This window comes from Alteriqipengyuania halimionae, from assembly GCF_009827575.1.
In the GTDB taxonomy this organism is placed as follows: Bacteria; Pseudomonadota; Alphaproteobacteria; order Sphingomonadales; family Sphingomonadaceae; genus Alteriqipengyuania_A; species Alteriqipengyuania_A halimionae.
Map to the genome: position 1 here is coordinate 1,561,260 of NZ_WTYR01000001.1, position 18,713 is coordinate 1,579,972.

Below are 18,713 nucleotides of genomic sequence, written 5' to 3' on the forward strand. Positions count from 1 at the left end.
AGACGCATGCGGGGAACCGGTCGTATCCATCGGCGGTTGAGTCCGCGCCGAAGGGACGCAACATCATGACAAACCTCATTTATGTCGATGACGACATGCCGGGCATTACGCGCAAGGGCGCCGGCAGGGGGTTTGCCTATTACGACCCCAAGGGCGCGTTGATCACCGATCGGGCGGAGAAACGGCGCCTGAACGCGATTGCCCTGCCCCCGGCCTATGTCGATGAATGGTACTGTCCCGCGCATAACGGCCACATTCTCGCGACCGGATACGACGATCGCGGACGCAAGCAATATCGCTACCACCCCGAATTCCGAACGATGAAGGAAAGCGAGAAATTCGACCGCTGCGCGGCCTTCGGCAAACTGTTGCCATTGATCCGGACGCGGGCCGAGAAGGATTTGCGATGCCACCAGCTTACCCGCGAGCGTACTCTCGCAAGCGTGGTACGCCTGCTCGACACCGGCTCGATCCGGGTCGGCAACGAATATTACACCACCGAGAACGAGAGCTACGGCGCGACGACCTTGCGCGCCGAACATGCCGAAATCGGCAGCACCGTGCTGACGCTGCGCTTCACCGCCAAGGGCGGCAAGCAGCGCGAGCTGAAGATATCCGACGCGCGCCTCGCCCGCGTGGTCAAGCGGATGCAGGACCTGCCGGGCCAGCACCTGTTCCAGTATTGCGACGACGACGGCAATGCCCAGCCGGTCGATAGCGGCGACGTCAACGATTACCTGCGCCAGACCACCGGCGAAGCCTTCACGGCGAAGGATTTCCGCACCTGGCACGCCAGCGTGATCGGCTTCACCGAACTGGCCGAGGCCGAAGGCGCAATGACGATCAAGGCGCTCACCACCGAAGTGGCCGAACGGCTCGGCAACACCCCCGCCATGGCACGCAAGAGCTACATTCACCCGGCGGTGATCGCGCTGGTCCCTCGCCAGGAGGAATGGCGCGCCAAACTGCGCCTGCCGCGCGCGACCAAATGGCTCTCGCGAGAGGAACGCGGGCTGGTGGAGATGCTCGAAAGCGGCCCCGGTGCGGCGGAATTGCTGGCCGCCGCGAGCTAGCCCGGAAATTACCGAGACAAGCCTTCGGGATTACTCTAACACGGCGCGCTCGAAGCAAAGGGTCGCTCCGAATGCAAAGGCTTGCGCGGTACAATATTGGCGATCGGTTCACCGAACCGAGAACGCGACACGTGGCCGAAACCGTGTTCGGCCTGCTGTGCGCCGGCGCGATGATCGCGATGCGCGGCGTCGTCAATCTGTGGGCGCCCGACAGCGGCCCCTTCGCGATGATCTATCCCACCGTGCTGATCGCGACGGTCTATTCCTCATGGCGCGGCGGCCTCGCCTGTTTCATCCTGTCGTTTGTGTGGATGTGGTATTTCGTCCTTCCTCCGCATGCCAGTTTCGCCTTCGCGAGCGCCAGCGATCCGGCGCGTGTCACACTCAACGGCCTGATGGTGCTGATCATCCTGGTCTTCGCCGAGGCCTTTCGCCGCGCGGTGCGCAACAATGCGGATCTTGCCGAGGAGCAGCTCGAGCGTCGCCGGGTGCTGATGGCCGAGCTCGAACACCGCACAAAGAACAACTTCGCGCTGGTCGCCGCGCTGCTCGAAATCCAGAAGAAGCGCGAGGACGATCCGCGCCTCGATAGCGCGTTCGACGATGCGATCATGCGGGTAAGAACCTTCGCCGATGCCTATTCGAACCTGCAATACGAGCAGGAGGAAGGCGCGGAAACGGCGATGCGCCCCTATCTCGGCAATCTCGTGTCGCGCGTGGCCAAGGCTTCGTTGCATGACGAGGTCGCGGTCGATTGCGATATCGCCGACCTCACCCTCCAACGCGACATCGCAGTGGCGATCGGACTCTATGTCAACGAAGTGATCGCCAATTGCGGCAAATACGGCTTCGCCGACGGTCGTGCGGGATCGATCCTCGTGACGCTCCAGGGCACCGTCGACGAATGGGAGCTGAAGGTGATCGATGATGGCGCCGGCGATGGCGCCGCACCCAGCGCGGTCTCTGGCGGGCTCGGCGCGCGGCTGCTGAATGCTTTCGCGTCGCAGGCGCGCGCGGAGCATGAAGCGATCATCGACCGCAATGGCGCGAAGATGATCCTGACGGCGCGACCGACCAAGAGCTGATCGCTAGACCTTCGTAATCCAGCCGTGCCGGTCCTCGACCGTGCCGTTCTGGATGCCGACCAGCTGGCTGCGCAATTTCTGCGTCAGCTGGCCCGGTCCGCCCGACCCGATCGTGAAGTCGTAATCCTCGGCCGTGACCTTGCCCACCGGAGTGACCACCGCAGCAGTGCCGCAGGCCAGCGTTTCGACCAGCTTTCCACTCTCGGCATCCTCGCGCCACTGGTCGATCGCATAACGATCCTCGACCACGTCGAGCCCTTCCTCGCGCGCCAGCGTCAGGATGCTGTCGCGGGTGATCCCGGGCAGGATCGTGTCGGTCAGGGGCGGCGTCACCATGCGGCCGTCATCGAAGACGAAGAACAGGTTCATGCCGCCCAACTCCTCGATCCATTTGCGCTCCACGGCGTCGAGGAACACGACCTGGTCGTGCCCCGAAGCGAGCGCCTCGCCTTGCGGCACGAGGCTGGCAGCGTAGTTCCCGCCGCACTTGGCGAACCCGGTGCCGCCCGGCGCAGCGCGGGTGTAGTGCTCCGCCACCCGGATCGAAATCGCCGGGGCACCCGATTTGAAATAGCCCCCGGCGGGTGAAAGGATGGTGAGAAACGCGTATTCCTTCGCCGGGCGCACGCCGAGGAACGCCTCGGTCGCGATCATGAACGGGCGAATATACAGCGAACCGCCTTCGACGCTGGGGAACCAGTCGCGGTCCTTCTCCACCAGCGCGCGGATCGACTCGATGAAAGCCTCTTCGGGCAGTTCGGGCATGGCCAGCCGCGCCGCAGAGCGATTGAAGCGGCGCGCATTTTCCTCGGGCCGGAACAAGGCAAGCGACCCGTCGGGATGCCGGTACGCCTTCAACCCCTCGAAAATCTCCTGCGCGTAGTGCAGCACAGACGCGCTGGGATCGAGCGCGATCGGCCCGCGCGCCATCATCCGCGGGTCGTGCCAGCCCTTCTCCTCGTGCCAGTCGATCCGGACCATGTGATCGGTGAACAGGGTCCCGAACCCGGGATCGGCAATCGCCTGCTCGCGCGTGGCCGAAGGCACCGGATTGGCGTGTTCAATATGGCGAATGTCGTATGCGGGCGCGTGGGCCATGAGGTCTCCGTCTCTTTCCAGCGCGGGTTAGTTTGTGACGCGTTTCGGGGCAAGGGTTGGGGAAGTATTCACGCCTGTTCCTCCTGCCTGCGCAGGGCGACGAGCGGAAAGTGCAAATGAAAAGGGCGGCCCCGGGAGAACCGGGAACCGCCCTTGTCATGGTCAGCGGCCGTTAGCGCCGCTCCACGAGATCTCTATCTTTTACCTTTAGGGATGAAAGATAGTACCTCGCGCGGAACTTACCGACCTCCCTGCTGAACCATGAGACATCGGATCACCTCCTTTCGCGCAACTAAGCCAATCGCCGCTCTTGCGGCTCGGACGGATCAGGCGCCTGGAGGTCCCCTTCATCTGGTATCCTTCAGGCTACCATCGCGCCGACCGTGATCCCTTTGTGAGTCATGATCGTTCGCGAGACAAGCCTTGAATTAAACTTTTTCCACGTCATACTTTTCGCTTCGCGTTATTTTGTTGTGTGAAGCCTGTTTTGCGATCGCGGATGCGCTGGCAAAACCGCACGCTCCTGCCCTTGCGAAGCGCGCCCTTCCCCACCACATCGATCCCATGTTCATCGAAACCGAAACCACGCCCAACCCGGCCACGCTCAAATTCCTCCCCGGCCAGCCTGTCATGGGCAATCAGGGGACGCGCGACTTCGCTTCTCCCGAGGATGCCGAAATCTCACCTTTGGCCGAGATGCTGTTCGCACTCGGGGACGTCACCGGCGTGTTTTTCGGGCGTGATTTCGTGTCCGTCACCGCCGCACCGGGTGTCGACTGGGCCGATCTCAAACCCAATGTGGTCGCGATCCTGCTCGATCATTTCGTGACCAAGACGCCGCTGTTCCATCCGGGAGCGACGGGCTCCGCAGCGTCGGGCAACGGAATTGCCGTGCCGCCCGAAGAGAATGCGGAAATGGCCGTCGAGGACGATCCCGCCGATGCGGATATCGTCGCCCAGATCAAGGAACTGCTCGAGACGCGCGTCCGGCCCGCGGTGGCCGGTGACGGCGGCGACATTCGCTATCGCGGTTTCCGCGACGGCGTGGTCCACCTCCAGATGCAGGGCGCCTGCGCCGGTTGCCCCTCCTCGACCGCGACGCTCAAGCACGGGATCGAGGGGCTGTTGAAACATTATGTGCCCGAGGTCGTTGAAGTCCGCGCAGCCTGAATTTCATAATCGCACGGAGCTTCCCCCTTGGCCGATACAATTTCCGACGACGCGCTCGATCTCATTTTCCGCGAAGCCCGCAGCTATAATGGCTGGCTCGACAAGGATGTGAGCGAGGACCAGGTCCGCGCGATCTACGACCTTCTCAAGATGGGGCCGACCTCGGCGAACCAGCAACCCTCGCGACTCGTCTGGTGCAAGTCGCAGGAAGCGAAAGATCGCCTCGCCGAACACGCTTCCGATGCCAACAAGGAAAAGATCCGCACCGCTCCGGTCTGTGTGATCATCGGCTACGATATCGATTTCCACGAGGAACTGCCCTGGCTGTTCCCGCACACCGATGCCAAGAGCTGGTTCGAAGGCGACGAGGACGGCCGGATCGAAGGCGCGAAGCGCAATTCGGCTCTCCAAGGCGCCTATCTCATGATCGCCGCCCGCGCTCTCGGTCTCGATTGCGGACCGATGTCGGGGGTCGACCTCGATGGGGTGACCAAGGAATTCTTCGCCGACCAGCCGCGCCACCGCGCCGACTGGATCTGTTCGATCGGCTATGGCGACAAGGATTCGATCTTCGACCGCTCGCCGCGTCCCGAATTCGAGAAATTCAACCGCATCGAATGATCCTGCAGCGTCGCCGCCCGCCGTGGTGACGTTGTTTACTGACACGGCGGTTTCAGTATAGCGCCACTCCATGCGTACGCTCGTGATCGACAGCGCCACTGAGGCCTGCTCCGTCGCCCTGTTCGAAGGGGACGATCTTCTCGCGCACGATCATCGCGTGCTCGGGCGCGGTCATGCCGAACGACTGGTGCCGATGATCGACGCACTGCCTGAAAAGGGCCGCGCCGGCCGCATCGCCGTCGCTCGCGGACCGGGCAGCTTCACCGGCGTCCGCGTGGGCATCGCTGCGGCGCGCGCGCTTGCGCTTGCCTGGCAGGCGGAAATCGCGGGGTATGCCACCCATGCGCTGATCGCCGCCATGGCCCGAGCCGAGCGCGGCGCGCAGCCGATCAGCGTCTGTACGCGCGGCGGCCACGGCGAGTGGTTCTGTGCGGCCTATGATGGCGATGGCGTCGAGACGCTCGCACCCGTCTCGCTCAAGCCCGACGACGCTGCCGCGACGCTCGATGCCGAAATCGTCGCGGGTGGCGAAGCCGTGGGTCTGGTCGACCGGCGCGGCCGCGGAACGGCGGTGCCGCTATGGCCCGATGCGCGCGGGTTTTCCGACCTTCCCTCCTTCGCGCTCAGCAGCGAATGCGCGCCGATCTACGGGCGCGATGCGGATGCCAAGCCGCTCGCCGAGCAGGGCCGCAAGTGATGGCTAGCCTCTCCGACGATCCCCTGCTCGATGGCGTGATGGAAGTCATGGCGCGCGGGTTCGAGGCCGAGTTCAACGAAGCCTGGACGCGCAAGCAGGTGGCCGATCAGCTGGCGCTGCCATCGGGACATCTGATCGCGATCGCGCCCGATCGGTCCGCTTCGGAGGAAACCGGCGACGTGGCCGGCTTCGCCCTGTCGCGCGCCGCGCCGGGAGAGGAAGAATTGCTGCTGCTTTGTGTGTTGCCCGAGTATCGCAGACAGGGCCTTGCGATCGCGCTGCTCGACAAACTCAAAAGCGAGGCGCGTGCGCGCGGCGCGGATCAGTTATTCCTCGAAGTGCGCGAGACGAATCCCGCCCAGGAATTGTATCGCCGCGCGGGCTTTTCTCCGATCGGAAGGCGGCGGGAATATTACCGGACCAAATTCGGAAACCGGTTAGATGCAATTACCTATGGCTGCGAACTGACATAGATCAAGTTTCGGATCGGCTCGGTTGTAAAATAACAGCTTTTCGCCTATTCTAAGATTCCCTCGACCATGTGCGCGGTCACGACAGCGCACAGACTGCCCACCTTAAGGAACCGAAATGGAAGAAATCGATCTCGACATGTCCGAGACCCTCATCACGCTTACCTCGGATATCGTCGCCGCGCACGTCAGCAACAACAATGTCGACGTGTCGGATGTGCCTGAACTCATTACCGCAGTGTACGGTGCCCTCGCCGGCCTGGGTGGAGAAGAAGCCGAAGACGATACGCCGCCCGAACCGGCCGTTTCGATCCGTTCCTCGGTGAAGCCCGACTACATCGTTTGTCTCGAAGACGGCAAGAAGCTCAAAATGCTCAAGCGCTATCTTCGCACCAATTACGATATGACCCCGGAAGAATATCGCGCGCGCTGGAACCTGCCCGCCGATTATCCGATGGTTGCACCGAATTATGCCGAGAAGCGCCGCGAGCTGGCGAAGAAAATCGGCCTCGGTCGCAAGCCCGGCCAGAAGCGCGGCCGGAAGAAAAAAGACTGAGCCGATCACATAGATCGACGAAACAGCCCCGCCATGCCCTTGCACGGCGGGGCTTTTTGTTGTGTTAGATCAATTCATGCACCAGAAGATCGACATCGAGGCGCTGTGCGCCGAACGCGGATTGCGGATCACCGAGCAACGCAAGGTGATTGCGCAGGTCCTGTCCAACAGCGAAGACCATCCCGACGTCGAGATGCTGCACGAGCGGGCGAGCAAGATCGACCCCAAGATCTCGATCGCAACCGTCTATCGCACCGTCCGCCTGTTCGAAGAGGCCGGGATCCTCGATCGCCACGATTTCGGCGATGGCCGCGCGCGCTACGAACCGACGCCCGAGGCCCATCACGACCACCTGATCGACATCGAGACCGGAAAGGTCGTCGAATTCGTCGACCCCGAATTGGAAGCCTTGCAAAAGGTAATCGCCGAGCGTCTCGGCTACCGCCTCGTGGACCACCGGATGGAACTGTATGGCGTCCGGCTCTCCCGCAAAGACTGAATCTCCCGAAACACGCGAAGCGGCCACCCGCGGCGAACCGACTCCGATCGGGCCGCTGGGCTGGACGGTGTTCACGGTCCGACTGCTGGCGCTGCTGCTGGCGGTGCTGGTGTTCGTGCCGCTGCACTACATTTACCGCATTTTCGCCTATGGCTCGCCCTTCCCGATGTGGTTCCTGGGGCTGGCGGCATGGATCGCGGGTGCGCGCGTGCGCAAGATCGGAACGCCGCTGCGGCGCGACGTCTTCTTCGTCGCAAACCATGTCTCTTGGATCGATATCCTCGCGCTCGCGGGCCACAGCGGCACGGCCTTCGTCGCCAAGGCCGAATTGCGCGACGCGCCGGTCGTGGGCTGGCTCTCGACTTTGAACCGCACCGTCTTCGTTCAGCGCGAAAACCGCTTGGGCGTCGCCGAACAGATCAACGCCCTGCGCGAGGCTTTGGCCGATAACTGGTCGGTCACCGTCTTTCCCGAAGGCACGACCACCGACAACAGATCGCTGCTTCCGTTCAAAACCTCGATGCTCTCGGTCCTCGAGCCCCCTCCGCCCGGCGTCATGGTGCAGCCGGTGATGCTCGATTACGGCGAATACGGCGAATGGCTTGGCTGGGTTGGCAACGAAAGCGGCGCCAACAACGCCAAGCGCGTGCTCGCGCGCCCCGGCACTTTCACGCTCGACCTGCACTTCCTCGAGCCGTTCTCACCGGAAGAATTCCGCGGTCGCAAGGCGATCGGCGCAAGAGCGCGTGCGGCCATCGAAGCAGCGCTCGCTACTGCGCACGACGAACCTTTGCGCGAGTTCAAGCATGACGTCGTGCCCGTGAGATACAACGCGCCGAAGTAAGCCCGCCCTCTGCGTCGAGGATTTTACACTGCGCTGCGATCCGCTATACGCGCCCTCCTCATGAAACCGACCAACGCCCCCAAGACCTACCGGGTCAAGAGCTTCGGCTGCCAGATGAACGTCTATGACGGCGAGCGCATGGCCGAATTGCTGGCCGAGAAAGGGATCACCCCCGCGCCCGAGGGCGAGGATGCCGATCTCGTCGTGCTCAACACCTGCCACATTCGCGAGAAAGCGGCAGAGAAGGTCTATTCGGATATCGGCCGTATTTCCAAGGCGGGCGAGGAAGCCGGCAAGAAGCCTCTGATCGCGGTCGCGGGATGCGTCGCGCAGGCCGAGGGCGAAGAGATCATGGCGCGCGCGCCGGCAGTCTCGATGGTCGTGGGGCCGCAAGCCTATCACCACCTGCCCGACATGCTCGACAAGGCGGTCAGGGGCGAGCGCGCGACCGATACCGACATGCCCGCAAACGCGAAGTTCGCCGAGCTCCCCCAGCGCCGCAAGAGCGCGCCAAGCGCCTTCCTCACCATCCAGGAAGGGTGCGACAAGTTCTGCACTTACTGCGTCGTGCCCTATACGCGCGGCGCCGAAATCAGCCGCCCGTTTGCCGAGCTGGTCGAGGAAGCGAAGAAACTGGTCGCGGCGGGCGCCAAGGAAATCACCCTGCTGGGCCAGAACGTTTCGGCCTGGAGCGGCGAGGACCATGTCGGCCACCGCGTTGGACTGGCAGGCCTGGTCGCCGAACTCGCCAAAGATCCCGATCTCGCCCGCATCCGCTACACCACGAGCCATCCGGCCGACATGGACGAGGACATCATCGAGGCGCATGGCAGCATCGCCAAGCTGATGCCCTATCTCCACCTGCCGGTGCAGAGCGGCAATGATCGCGTGCTGAAGGCGATGAACCGCAGCCACACCGCGGAAAGCTATCTCAAGCTGCTCGAGCGCTTCCGCGCCGCGCGGCCGGACCTTGCACTATCGGGCGATTTCATCGTCGGTTTTCCGGGCGAAACCGAGGCCGAATTCAAGGATACGCTCAAGATCGTCGAGCAGGTGCGGTACGCCGCTGCCTTCAGCTTCAAATATTCGCCCCGCCCCGGCACGCCCGCCGCAACGATGGGTGACCAGATCGCGCCCGAGGTCATGGATGACCGTCTCCAGCGGCTCCAGGCCGCGCTACGGCGCGACCAGATGGCCTTCAACGAAGCGAGCGTCGACAAGACCTGCCAGGTGCTGGTCGAGCGTCGTGGCAAAAAGCCGGGTCAGTGGCTCGGCAAATCGCCGTGGCTGCAAAGCGTCTGGTTCGAAGGCGATGCGAACATCGGCGACCTTGTCGAGGCCGAACTGCTCGAAGCAGGGCAGAACTCGCTCGCGGGGCGGCTCGTCTGATCGTTATCGAATGACGGGGGTGTGACAATCCCCAGTCGCGATGCACCCGAAAACTTGCGCCGCGCGTTGATCGGCGTAACCTCGCGCTCGTAACGAAAGGACTCACTTGGCACGCAGACCAGCGCACAAACCCCGCCACGACAGACCCGCCAACGATGCGGCGCAGCGATCGCGTGTCGAGGTCGATTTCGAGAACACGGCGCTGCTCGGCGCGCTGTTCGGACAGTTCGATGCCAACCTCGTGCAGGTCGAAAACCGGCTCGGCGTGTTCATCGCGGCACGAGGCGACAAGGTCCAGATCGAAGGCCCGGCGGACAATGTGGCGCGGGCGCGCGATGTGCTCAAGACGATGGAAGAACGCCTGTCGACCGGCCAGGATCTCGATAGCGGGCTGATCGAATCGATCATCGCGATGTCGAACGAGCCGACGCTCGACGGGATCGTGAACGGCAAGCAGGACGCACCGCCGATCATGATCCGCACCCGCCGCAAGACGATCGTGCCGCGCTCGGCGATGCAGATCGATTACATGCACAGCCTGGCGCAGGACGATATCATCTTCGCGCTTGGCCCGGCGGGCACCGGCAAGACCTATCTCGCCGTGGCGCAGGCGGTCAGCGAGCTGATCACTGGCGAGGTCCAGCGCCTGATCCTCTCGCGCCCCGCGGTCGAGGCGGGCGAGAAGATCGGCTTCCTGCCGGGCGACATGAAAGAGAAGGTCGATCCCTTCCTCCGCCCGCTCTACGACGCGCTTTACGATTGCATGCCGCCCGAGCAGGTCGAGCGGCATATCGAAAGCGGCGTGATCGAGATCGCCCCGATCGCCTTCATGCGCGGGCGCACGCTGGCCGATGCTTTCGTCATCCTCGACGAGGCGCAGAACACCACGCGCGAGCAGATGAAGATGTTCCTCACCCGGTTCGGCCAGAACAGCCGGATGGTGGTCTGCGGAGATCCGCGCCAGGTCGATATCCCGGGCGGGGATCGCATGAGCGGGCTGGCCGATGCGGTCGAGAAACTCGAAGGTGTCGAAGGCTTCGGCACGATCCGCTTCGGCGCCAAGGACGTCGTCCGCCACCCGATCGTGGGTCGCATCGTCGATGCCTATGAGGGCCCGCTGGAATGAATTTCCACCGATCGTCATCGCGAGCAGGCGCAGGCGCCGCAAACCGGATCTAGCGCTTTGCCGCTCCGGATTGCTTCGCTACGGCCGCATTGACGAGATGCAGCTGGATATCGAAATAGAAGAATGGCCGGACGGCGACTGGCCCGAGCTCGCAAAGCAAGCGGTGGCGGCGTGCGCGGTGCATGTTGCCGCGCTTGCCAATGAGCGCCTGATGGCGAGCCTTCTGTTCACCAGCGACGAAGAGGTCCGCGCACTCAATCGCGAATGGCGCGGCAAGGACAAGCCGACCAACGTGCTGTCCTTTCCGATGCTGACAGCGGACGAATTGCGCAATCTCGCGCCCGAAGGTCCGCCCGAAATGTTCGGCGATCTGGCGCTCGCTTACGAGACCTGCGCGCGCGAGGCGGCGGCAAAATGCAATCCGGTCGAGCACCACACCGCGCATCTGATCGTCCACGGCCTGCTCCACCTTGCCGGATACGACCATGAAACATCGGATGAAGACGCCGAGGAAATGGAAGCTCTGGAAGTGAAAATCCTTGCGGAGATGGGGATCGCCGACCCATATGGTGCGCCAGACGCAACAAAGAGAGAATCATAGGGGCCATGCCCGACAATAACGGAGATGCGGACAGTAGGGGCGGCCTGTTCCAGGCCATCCGCAAGATGCTCGGCGTGGAGGACGGCGAACGCAGCCTGCGCGCACAAATCGAAGAGCAGATCGACGCTTCGGCCGATGCCGAGGACAACCCCGAGCCGAGCAGCAGTGGCCCGCTCGACGACTTTTCTCCGGTCGAACGGCAGATGCTCAAGAACCTGCTGCATTTCTCCGAACACGATGCCGACGACGTGGCCGTGCCGCGCGGGGAAATCGTCGCCGTCAGCGCAGACCAGAGCTGGGACGAGGTCGTCGCCACCTTTGCCGAGCACGGTCATTCGCGCCTGCCGGTTTATCGCGACACGCTCGACGAAATCATCGGCATGGTGCTGGCGAAGGATCTGTTCCCGTTTCTTGCCACCCAATCCGAGCCGCCGAACGACTGGACGGTGCTGATGCGCCAGCCGCTGTTCGTGCCGCAGGCGCGCGGCGCGCTCGACGTGCTCGCCGACATGCGCGGGCATCGCACCCACCTCGCCATCGTGGTCGATGAATATTCGGGCACCGACGGGATCATCACGATCGAAGACCTGGTCGAGGAAATCGTCGGCGAGATCGAGGACGAACACGACGACGAACCCGAAGAGTCGTTCCGCGAAGTGGGCGACGGGATCTGGGAAGCCGACGCCCGCTGCGAGCTGGAAGATATCGCCAAGGCGATCGATCCGCGCCTCGCCGAAGTGGAAGAAGCCGTCGATACACTCGGTGGCCTCGCTTTCGTGCTGGCCGAACAGGTGCCGCAGCCCGGCGCGATCCTGAAGCACGACAGCGGCTGGACGATCGAAGTGCTCGAAGGCAATGAACGCCGGGTCGAGAGGGTGCGGCTCCACCCACCCGAGGCGGACACTCCCGACGAGGAAGACGTTTGATGCGCAGGCTTCCCCCGCTCCGCTCGCTCGAAGCCTTTACCCGCACCGTGCGGCTGGGCAGCGCGCGCGCCGCGGCCGAAGAGCTCGCGCTGAGCCCCAGCGCGCTGTCGCGCCGCATCGCCACGCTCGAGGAATTCACCGGCAAGCGGCTGTTCTCGCGCCAGAAGCAAGCGATGAAGCTGACCGATGAGGGCGATGCCTTCTATCGCGCGGTAGCCCCGCGGATCGATGCATTGGCCGATGCGATCGACGGGCAGGTCGAGGACGGGCGCCTGCATCGCCTCCACCTCGGCGTCATGCCGCTGTTCGGCAGCCAGCGCCTGTTCCCCCGGCTGGGCGAACTGCGCAGGCTCTATCCGCAGCTGCATATCGACATCGACACCAGCCCGCACCTCGAAGCGCGGGTCGGCGATACGCTCGATGCCGCGATCGTGCTTTCGGAGGCTCCCGATCCGGCGCTCTATTCGGTGCGGCTCGACCACAATCAGGTCTTCGCCATCGCCGACCGGGAAACGGCCGAAGCCGTCGGCGAGACTCCCGATGCAACAGTGCTCGCGCGGCAGACCTTCATGGTTCACAATGAACTGGCCGAGAGCTTCAATGCCTGGCGCAAGACGATCGGTCTGCCCGATCTCAATCCGGCGGCGATCGATCATTACGATAGCGGTCAGCTGATCCTTGAAGCTGCCGCGCAGGGCCTCGGCATTGCGATCATGCACGACGATCACCTCGCCCGTGCCAAGGACGAGCGCCTGGCCGCGCTATTTCCCGGGATCGAAGTGGAAAGTCCGTTCAGCTACTGGTTCGTCTGCCGCCCCGGAGCGCTCGAAACCCGCGCGGTGCGCCAGTTCCACGACTGGCTGATCGGCGCGGGGCTTTAAACCCCGACCTCGCGGACCTTGTAGTAGGTCTCACCTTCCTCGATCACGGGCTTTAGGCATTCGTGCAACGCATCGCGCTTGCAGGTCAGTTCGAAGATCGTTCCGAGATCGAAATTACGCGTCCAGGCAATCACGAAATTGATCGTTTCCACCTCCGGATCGTCGCGCGAAGCGCGCGGGATGAGGTGAATTGCATAAGCGCTTGCCGGCTTTGCAACCGGTTCGAACAACGGATGCTCACGCAGCAGTTGATGCAGTGTTTCGACGACCGCCACGCCGTCTGTCCAGCCGCTGAAATAGTGGACGTTGACCGGCACATATGTCTTTGCCTCAGCGCTTCCCGCAGGGGCTTCGTCATCAGCGCTCTGCGTAGCGGGGCGAACGATCGCCGGATTGTTTCCCAATGCGCGCAGAGCTTCGCTCGCATCGTTTTCGTAAGCGGCGATCCAGGTCAGGCAATCTGCCAACTGCGCCATGGAATGATCGCTGACAATACGGAAACCCGGCGCACAGTTGATGGTGAGCGTGGAACCGCCCTGCTGAAGGAAGATCGAGCGCAGTCCTGCGAGAATTTCGCCGCGTTCGTTGATCGCCCTGCGCCGCGCACCGCTGCCGCCCCAACCGTCGCGCGGCGAGGAATTGAAAGCGTAAATGGTGTCGGCGAGATCCGTCTCGCTGGCCTCTACGACATCCGGGCGCACTGCGGTCCGGCCGGAATAGGTCGCGATCGCACCGCCGAGCGAATGACCGGCAAGATAAATCGGTACCTCCGCGTATCCCGCGTCGTCGAGGCCCTTGCGTACCTGCTCGAAGATCGTCCGGCCCCGCCGGTTCTGAACCAGCCAGAGATTCCCGTACCACCAGTCCTCGAAACTGTTGAATTCGGTGCCGCGGAAAGCGATCGCCGTCGCGACAATCTTGCCGTTTTCAAATTTGTCGAAGACCGAATAGGCAAAACCGCGCGGGTCGTTGTCCGTCCTCACCCTCGTACGCCACGCCCCCGGCAGAGCGAATTCCTTTTCCGCTTCCTTGTAGGACAGCGCAGCCATCATGGCGTACGGCCACGCTTCCGCGGCGGCGAGCCTTGTACCTTCGCACCATCCGCCCCTCACTTCGCCAGTGGTGCAATCCATTCGGGATGAACCAAGAGCCGCACTCAAAGCACCGCATCCGCCGAGCGGCAGCGCAAGCAATAACACAAAAAACACCTTGGAAATGAACCGAAAATCCATAATTTCTCTCCCCCAAAAGGAAAAGAAAACTATTTACGCTGGATTGTCAATTAAGGTTCTGGAAGCGGAATATTAGAAGCCAGACGATTATTTGACACTAAATCGCCAGCGCAATGGCGCGTTGGATGACCTGATCGGCTGCCGCAGGTTTGGGAATCAGCTCTGCGTCGAGCGAGCGAACGGTTTCGTCCTGCCGGTCGAGATCGCCGGAGTGGAGTAGATAGGGAATGCCCTTGTCATCGAGCGCTTTCGCGATCGGCACGCAATTGGTCCCCGCCCCCAGATTGACGTCGAGCACCGCGACACTGATGTCGTGTTCGGCGCACTGATCAAGCGCTTGATCGACACCCCTCGCACTGCGGTAATCGCACCCGGCATCCTCGGCAGCGAATTCGAGATCCATGAGGATCAGGGGCTCGTCGTCGACGAGCAGGATACAGCAGCTCACAGGACGGTTCCTCTCACTCGGGCAGCTTCAGACCGGCACTGTCAGCGTGGCGACGAGACCGTTCTCGCGCCATTCGCGTTCGAAATTGCCTCCCAGCTGCGCCATCATGCGATCGACGATCAGCGAACCGCCACCCGGATCGGCGTTCTGCGAAACGGCCGGACCGTCGCTTTCCTCCCAGCGCAACTGAAGAGCGCGCGGGCGATCTCCGTTGATCATCTTCCAGCCGATGTGGACTTTTCCGCCGTCATTCGACAGCGCGCCGAACTTGGACGCGTTGGCCGCGAGTTCATGCAACACAAGGCCGATCACCGACACGAGGCTGAACGGGACCTCGATCGCCGGGCCCTCCTTGACGATGCGACCTTGGCCGTCGTCATGGACATCGACAACCGCCACGATGGTCGATTCGAGTGCGATCGAATCGGCATCAGGCGCATCGAGCGTCGTTTCATAGGTTCGGCCGAGCGCAATGATCCGCTCGTTGATCGCCCGCGCCGTCTCGCTTTCACCATGCGCGCGACCGACCATGTTCACGATCGAGGATATCACCGCGAACATGTTCTTCATCCGGTGCGATAGCTGGCGGTTGAGCATGCGCGTGTGGTGTTCCTCGGCCCGCGCGGTATGAACCTCGGTGACGTCCCACTGGCTGCCGAAGAAATAGATCAGCTCGCCTTCGGTATTGTAGATCGGCCCGATATGCAGCGCGTTCCAGAAGGGCGTGCCGTCATGGCGGTAGTTCTTCAGTTCGACGACAATGACATCCTCGTTCGCAAGCGCGTCGCGAATGCGCTGCACTGCAGCCTTGTCGGTGCCCGGCCCCTGGAGGAAGCGACAATTGCGCCCGAGGATTTCATCCTCGGGAAAGCCGGTTAGTTCGCGGAAGGCGCGGTTGGCGAAGACAATGGGCATGTCCTCGGTGTGCGGATCGCACAGGGAGATCGCCATGCGCGTCTGCGCCATCGCCTGCTCGAACAGCACGCCGGACGCCCCGATGAACTGATCCTCGGGATGGTTCGCACGGAATCGTGCCGGCGCCTCATCATGCGTCTGATCGTAGGTCGATCGCTTTGGCTCGTCGTCGAATGTCTGGTCAGTCAAAAAACAACGCCCGAAATACTAACGCCCGCCGGAGATAGCGTGCAACCTACTTAGGTCGCAACCGCTCCGGCGGGCGTCGGTTCCCCGTCACGGGAAAGAACCGTTGGAAATCAACCCACCGTGGCTTTGACGATCTTGCCCGGATTGGCCGGCGGTTCGCCCTTGGGAAGCGCGTGGACCACATCCATGCCGCTCTCGACCTTGCCCCAGACGGTGTACTGGCGATCGAGGAACTTGGCATCGTCGAGGCAGATGAAGAACTGCGAGTTGGCCGAGTTCGGATCCATCGTGCGCGCCATCGAGCAGACGCCTTCGACATGCGGCTCGTCGTTGAATTCCTGTTTCAGGTCGGGCTTGTCCGAACCGCTCATCCCGGTCCCGGTCGGGTCGCCGCCCTGCGCCATGAAGCCGTCGATCACGCGGTGGAATACCACGCCGTCATAGAAGCCTTCGCCCGCAAGCTCGGTGATCCGGGCAACGTGTTGCGGCGCAAGATCGGGGCGCAGCGCGATCACCACGTCCTTGGGCTCACCGTCGCCGGTGTCGATCGAGAAAGTCAGTTTGTCGGCCATGAGAATCTCCTTTGAATTGCCCCGCCGCCTAGCTCGCCTGCGGACCATTGTCACCCGCACCTTGCCTTTATGTGCGGTATGCCTAGACGACGGGCATGGCCCACCCGCGCGACACAGACCTGCTCGATGCGCCCGATGACGGGGTGGCCATGGATGAGACCCGGGGCGATGTGAGCAGCGCGACCGATAATTTCGACGAGGACAACCGCTTCAGGCCAGAATTCGTCCGCAAGGTCGAGGATGCGCTCGAAGCGGGCGAAGACGGCGAAGTGCACGATCTGGTGGAGCCGCTCCACCCGGCAGACATCGCCGACCTGTTCGAACTGATCGACGAGGACGAGCGCCCGCAGCTCGCCACCGCGATCGCCGAACTGATGACCGCCGAAGTCATCGCCGAGCTGAACGACCACGTACGTGAATTGCTGGTCGAAGCGCTTTCGGCCGGTGCCGCCGCGCAAATCGCCGAACAGCTCGATACCGACGATGCGGTGGCGATGCTGGAAGACCTCGACGAAGTCGACCAGCGCGCCATTCTCGCCGAGCTGGATCCCGAAGACCGCGCCCCGATCGAGACCGCGCTGTCCTATCCGGACGAATCCGCCGGGCGCCTGATGAGCCGCGAATTCGTCGCGGTGCCGGGTCACCTGACGGTCGGCGACCTGATCGACTATCTACGCGACCAGCGCGACATCTCGACCGATTTCTACGAAGTCTTCGTGATCGACGAACGGATGCGTCCGCTCGGCACCTGCCAGCTGTCGTGGATCCTGCGCACCCCGCGCACGGTCAAGCTCGAAGACGTGATGAAGCGCGACCAGACGCTGATCCCGGTCGACCTCGACCAGGAAGAAGTCGGCCTCAGGTTCCAGAAATACGCGCTTATCTCGGCTGCGGTGATCGACAATGACGGGCGACTGGTGGGCCAAATCACGGCCGACGATATCGCCCACGTTATCGCCGAGGAAGCGGGCGAAGACGCCCTGCTGCTGTCCGGCGCGGGCGAAGGCGACATCAACGAACCGATCCGCGAGGCCTATTCGGCCCGCGTGCGCTGGCTGATTGCGAACCTCGGCACGGCGGTGGTCGCGAGCCTGATCATCGCGGCGTTCGGCGCGGCGATCGAGAAGCTCGTGGCACTGGCGATCCTGATGCCGATCGTCGCCAGCATCGGCGGCAATGCCGGCACCCAGACGATGGCGGTGACCGTGCGCGCGATCGCGACGAACCAGCTGACCGAATCGAACACCCAGCGCATCCTTTGGCGCGAGTTCCGCGTTGCCTTCCTGAATGGCGTAACCATCGCGGTGCTCATCGGGGTGGCGGTGGCCTTGCTGTTCACGCCCCCGCTCGGCGGTGTGATCGCGGCGGCGATGGTGATCAATATCCTGATCGCCGGGCTGGCGGGTGTGCTTGTGCCGGTGGTGTTCGACCGGCTCGATGTGGACCCGGCGGTCGCCTCGAGCGTGTTCGTCACGATGATTACCGATTCGATGGGCTTCTTCGCCTTCCTCGGCCTCGCCGTGGCGAGCGGATTGGTGGGCTAGATCGGCATCGCAGCGAGGCGTTGCCTCCGGCGGCTCGCAATGACGAGAATAGCGACTACATCACCCCCATGCCGCTCCACCTGACCAAGATCGCCTTCGGGGCCAAGAATTTCACCGACATCCAGGCGTGGTACGCCAACCGCAAGGAATTCCGGCTCAACACGCGCTATTGCCCCAAGCGGGTCGACGAACTTGCAGGCGGCTCGCTCTACTGGATTTTCGACCATTCGCTGGTCGCGCGTTCCCCGATCGAAGGTTTCGAGCAGCGCCCCGACGGGCGCTGGTGGATCAATCTCGAACCGCGCCTGATCCGCGTCCACCCCAAGCCCAAGCGCGCCCATCAGGGCTGGCGCTATCTCAAGGATGAACTGGCCCCGCGCGATCTGGCCGAGGGCGAGGATATCGGCGATGCTCTGCCGGGGCGCTTGCAGTTGAAACTCAAGAAACTCGGCCTCGTCTAATTCGGAACATCGCCCCGCCCTTCCCCGTTGATAGGGAAAGGAGAGATTTTATGCCCGAACGCCAATCGCGTCACCCCGATAACGACCTGATCGACCGCATCACCGAAGAGGAAACCCCGTCGCAGGGCAGTTCCTCGGGCGGCGATGTCAACACCCGCGTCGGCAGCCGCGCCGATCTTCATCGCGCTACCGATCCCGACAATCGCGAACCGGTCGTCGGCTCGGACAATCCGGCCGAAGACGCCAAGAAGGGCGACAAGACGCTCGCCGCGATGCAGGACAGCCGCAAGAGCTGATCCTCTCATCATCCGATAAC

At 63.0% G+C, this 18,713-nt stretch carries 22 protein-coding genes; 17 read left to right on the top strand and 5 right to left on the bottom strand.

Annotated features, from left to right (window positions below):
• Window positions 1–65: 65 nt before the first annotated feature.
• On the top strand, window positions 66–1,073 hold the full coding sequence (locus GRI68_RS07590) for a DNA topoisomerase IB (RefSeq protein WP_160616694.1): 1,008 nt from the start codon (window positions 66–68) through the stop codon (window positions 1,071–1,073).
• A 131-nt stretch (window positions 1,074–1,204) separates the two neighbouring features.
• Window positions 1,205–2,158 (top strand): histidine kinase dimerization/phosphoacceptor domain -containing protein, encoded by a 954-nt coding sequence (locus tag GRI68_RS07595; protein ID WP_325063775.1) that lies wholly within the window; start codon window positions 1,205–1,207, stop codon window positions 2,156–2,158.
• A 3-nt stretch (window positions 2,159–2,161) separates the two neighbouring features.
• Here the strand turns inward: GRI68_RS07595 and GRI68_RS07600 are convergent, their stop codons facing one another.
• Window positions 2,162–3,256, bottom strand: coding sequence for a branched-chain amino acid aminotransferase (locus GRI68_RS07600; protein WP_160616696.1), 1,095 nt, complete (start codon window positions 3,254–3,256; stop codon window positions 2,162–2,164).
• 564 nt (window positions 3,257–3,820) lie between these two features.
• Between GRI68_RS07600 and GRI68_RS07605 the strand changes: the two genes are divergently transcribed.
• The 12 genes from GRI68_RS07605 to GRI68_RS07660 all read left to right on the top strand — a co-directional run bounded on the left by GRI68_RS07605 (window position 3,821) and on the right by GRI68_RS07660 (window position 13,036).
• Window positions 3,821–4,426 (top strand): NifU family protein, encoded by a 606-nt coding sequence (locus tag GRI68_RS07605; protein WP_160616697.1) that lies wholly within the window; start codon window positions 3,821–3,823, stop codon window positions 4,424–4,426.
• A 27-nt stretch (window positions 4,427–4,453) separates the two neighbouring features.
• Window positions 4,454–5,047, top strand: a complete 594-nt coding sequence (locus tag GRI68_RS07610; protein ID WP_160616698.1) for a malonic semialdehyde reductase — start codon at window positions 4,454–4,456, stop codon at window positions 5,045–5,047.
• 70 nt (window positions 5,048–5,117) lie between these two features.
• On the top strand, window positions 5,118–5,744 hold the full coding sequence (gene tsaB / locus GRI68_RS07615) for a tRNA (adenosine(37)-N6)-threonylcarbamoyltransferase complex dimerization subunit type 1 TsaB (protein ID WP_160616699.1): 627 nt from the start codon (window positions 5,118–5,120) through the stop codon (window positions 5,742–5,744).
• Window positions 5,744–6,217 carry a GNAT family N-acetyltransferase gene (locus tag GRI68_RS07620; protein WP_160616700.1) on the top strand — a complete coding sequence of 158 codons (474 nt, stop codon included), beginning with the start codon at window positions 5,744–5,746 and terminating at the stop codon, window positions 6,215–6,217. The genes tsaB and GRI68_RS07620 overlap by 1 nt, the downstream gene beginning before the upstream one ends.
• Before the next feature lie 115 nt (window positions 6,218–6,332).
• Window positions 6,333–6,770, top strand: a complete 438-nt coding sequence (locus GRI68_RS07625) for a MucR family transcriptional regulator (protein WP_160616701.1) — start codon at window positions 6,333–6,335, stop codon at window positions 6,768–6,770.
• 76 nt (window positions 6,771–6,846) lie between these two features.
• Window positions 6,847–7,269, top strand: a complete 423-nt coding sequence (locus tag GRI68_RS07630) for a Fur family transcriptional regulator (protein ID WP_160616702.1) — start codon at window positions 6,847–6,849, stop codon at window positions 7,267–7,269.
• A complete protein-coding gene (locus tag GRI68_RS07635) occupies window positions 7,241–8,113 on the top strand; it encodes a lysophospholipid acyltransferase family protein (protein ID WP_160616703.1) in 873 nt (290 codons plus the stop codon). Before GRI68_RS07630 ends, GRI68_RS07635 begins: the two co-directional genes overlap by 29 nt.
• 60 nt (window positions 8,114–8,173) lie before the next feature.
• Window positions 8,174–9,502: a tRNA (N6-isopentenyl adenosine(37)-C2)-methylthiotransferase MiaB gene (miaB, locus tag GRI68_RS07640; RefSeq protein WP_160616704.1), complete on the top strand. Its 1,329-nt coding sequence runs from the start codon at window positions 8,174–8,176 to the stop codon at window positions 9,500–9,502.
• A gap of 106 nt (window positions 9,503–9,608) precedes the next feature.
• Window positions 9,609–10,628: a PhoH family protein gene (locus GRI68_RS07645; protein ID WP_160616705.1), complete on the top strand. Its 1,020-nt coding sequence runs from the start codon at window positions 9,609–9,611 to the stop codon at window positions 10,626–10,628.
• A gap of 97 nt (window positions 10,629–10,725) precedes the next feature.
• On the top strand, window positions 10,726–11,229 hold the full coding sequence (ybeY, locus tag GRI68_RS07650; protein ID WP_160617889.1) for an rRNA maturation RNase YbeY: 504 nt from the start codon (window positions 10,726–10,728) through the stop codon (window positions 11,227–11,229).
• Window positions 11,230–11,234: 5 nt separating this feature from the next.
• The gene (locus tag GRI68_RS07655; protein WP_160616706.1) at window positions 11,235–12,155 is read left to right on the top strand and encodes a hemolysin family protein; all 921 of its coding nucleotides are present in this window, start codon (window positions 11,235–11,237) and stop codon (window positions 12,153–12,155) included.
• The gene (locus GRI68_RS07660; RefSeq protein ID WP_160616707.1) at window positions 12,155–13,036 is read left to right on the top strand and encodes a LysR substrate-binding domain-containing protein; all 882 of its coding nucleotides are present in this window, start codon (window positions 12,155–12,157) and stop codon (window positions 13,034–13,036) included. The genes GRI68_RS07655 and GRI68_RS07660 overlap by 1 nt, the downstream gene beginning before the upstream one ends.
• On the opposite strand, the gene GRI68_RS07665 is transcribed toward GRI68_RS07660, so the two are convergent.
• The 4 genes from GRI68_RS07665 to GRI68_RS07680 all read right to left on the bottom strand — a co-directional run bounded on the left by GRI68_RS07665 (window position 13,033) and on the right by GRI68_RS07680 (window position 16,392).
• On the bottom strand, window positions 13,033–14,169 hold the full coding sequence (locus GRI68_RS07665) for an alpha/beta hydrolase family protein (RefSeq protein WP_160616708.1): 1,137 nt from the start codon (window positions 14,167–14,169) through the stop codon (window positions 13,033–13,035). The two genes, GRI68_RS07660 and GRI68_RS07665, sit on opposite strands and share 4 nt — an antisense overlap.
• Window positions 14,170–14,365: 196 nt before the next feature.
• Window positions 14,366–14,716, bottom strand: a complete 351-nt coding sequence (locus GRI68_RS07670; protein WP_325063776.1) for a response regulator — start codon at window positions 14,714–14,716, stop codon at window positions 14,366–14,368.
• A gap of 27 nt (window positions 14,717–14,743) precedes the next feature.
• The gene (locus GRI68_RS07675; RefSeq protein ID WP_160616709.1) at window positions 14,744–15,820 is read right to left on the bottom strand and encodes a PAS domain-containing protein; all 1,077 of its coding nucleotides are present in this window, start codon (window positions 15,818–15,820) and stop codon (window positions 14,744–14,746) included.
• 110 nt (window positions 15,821–15,930) lie between these two features.
• Window positions 15,931–16,392, bottom strand: a complete 462-nt coding sequence (locus GRI68_RS07680; RefSeq protein ID WP_160616710.1) for a peptidylprolyl isomerase — start codon at window positions 16,390–16,392, stop codon at window positions 15,931–15,933.
• Between the two features lie 95 nt (window positions 16,393–16,487).
• Between GRI68_RS07680 and mgtE the strand changes: the two genes are divergently transcribed.
• From mgtE to GRI68_RS07695, 3 genes are all read left to right on the top strand, one after another.
• Window positions 16,488–17,936, top strand: coding sequence for a magnesium transporter (gene mgtE / locus GRI68_RS07685; RefSeq protein WP_160616711.1), 1,449 nt, complete (start codon window positions 16,488–16,490; stop codon window positions 17,934–17,936).
• Between the two features lie 68 nt (window positions 17,937–18,004).
• Complete coding sequence (locus GRI68_RS07690) at window positions 18,005–18,397, top strand: DUF1489 family protein (RefSeq protein ID WP_160616712.1); 393 nt, start codon at window positions 18,005–18,007, stop codon at window positions 18,395–18,397.
• A gap of 50 nt (window positions 18,398–18,447) precedes the next feature.
• On the top strand, window positions 18,448–18,693 hold the full coding sequence (locus tag GRI68_RS07695; protein WP_160616713.1) for a hypothetical protein: 246 nt from the start codon (window positions 18,448–18,450) through the stop codon (window positions 18,691–18,693).
• Window positions 18,694–18,713: the final 20 nt, after the last annotated feature.

Bases quoted from the DNA above. Each gene is read 5' to 3' on its own strand.
- GRI68_RS07625 (WP_160616701.1), top strand. From the start codon at position 6,333: ATGGAAGAAATCGATCTCGACATGTCCGAGACCCTCATCACGCTTACC.
- mgtE (WP_160616711.1), top strand. From the start codon at position 16,488: ATGGCCCACCCGCGCGACACAGACCTGCTCGATGCGCCCGATGACGGG.
- GRI68_RS07590 (WP_160616694.1), top strand. From the start codon at position 66: ATGACAAACCTCATTTATGTCGATGACGACATGCCGGGCATTACGCGC.
- GRI68_RS07630 (WP_160616702.1), top strand. From the start codon at position 6,847: ATGCACCAGAAGATCGACATCGAGGCGCTGTGCGCCGAACGCGGATTG.
- GRI68_RS07600 (WP_160616696.1), bottom strand. From the start codon at position 3,256: ATGGCCCACGCGCCCGCATACGACATTCGCCATATTGAACACGCCAAT.
- GRI68_RS07620 (WP_160616700.1), top strand. From the start codon at position 5,744: ATGGCTAGCCTCTCCGACGATCCCCTGCTCGATGGCGTGATGGAAGTC.
- GRI68_RS07635 (WP_160616703.1), top strand. From the start codon at position 7,241: ATGGCGTCCGGCTCTCCCGCAAAGACTGAATCTCCCGAAACACGCGAA.
- GRI68_RS07690 (WP_160616712.1), top strand. From the start codon at position 18,005: ATGCCGCTCCACCTGACCAAGATCGCCTTCGGGGCCAAGAATTTCACC.
- GRI68_RS07655 (WP_160616706.1), top strand. From the start codon at position 11,235: ATGCCCGACAATAACGGAGATGCGGACAGTAGGGGCGGCCTGTTCCAG.
- GRI68_RS07665 (WP_160616708.1), bottom strand. From the start codon at position 14,169: ATGGATTGCACCACTGGCGAAGTGAGGGGCGGATGGTGCGAAGGTACA.
- ybeY (WP_160617889.1), top strand. From the start codon at position 10,726: ATGCAGCTGGATATCGAAATAGAAGAATGGCCGGACGGCGACTGGCCC.
- tsaB (WP_160616699.1), top strand. From the start codon at position 5,118: ATGCGTACGCTCGTGATCGACAGCGCCACTGAGGCCTGCTCCGTCGCC.
- GRI68_RS07695 (WP_160616713.1), top strand. From the start codon at position 18,448: ATGCCCGAACGCCAATCGCGTCACCCCGATAACGACCTGATCGACCGC.
- GRI68_RS07660 (WP_160616707.1), top strand. From the start codon at position 12,155: ATGCGCAGGCTTCCCCCGCTCCGCTCGCTCGAAGCCTTTACCCGCACC.
- miaB (WP_160616704.1), top strand. From the start codon at position 8,174: ATGAAACCGACCAACGCCCCCAAGACCTACCGGGTCAAGAGCTTCGGC.
- GRI68_RS07605 (WP_160616697.1), top strand. From the start codon at position 3,821: ATGTTCATCGAAACCGAAACCACGCCCAACCCGGCCACGCTCAAATTC.
- GRI68_RS07680 (WP_160616710.1), bottom strand. From the start codon at position 16,392: ATGGCCGACAAACTGACTTTCTCGATCGACACCGGCGACGGTGAGCCC.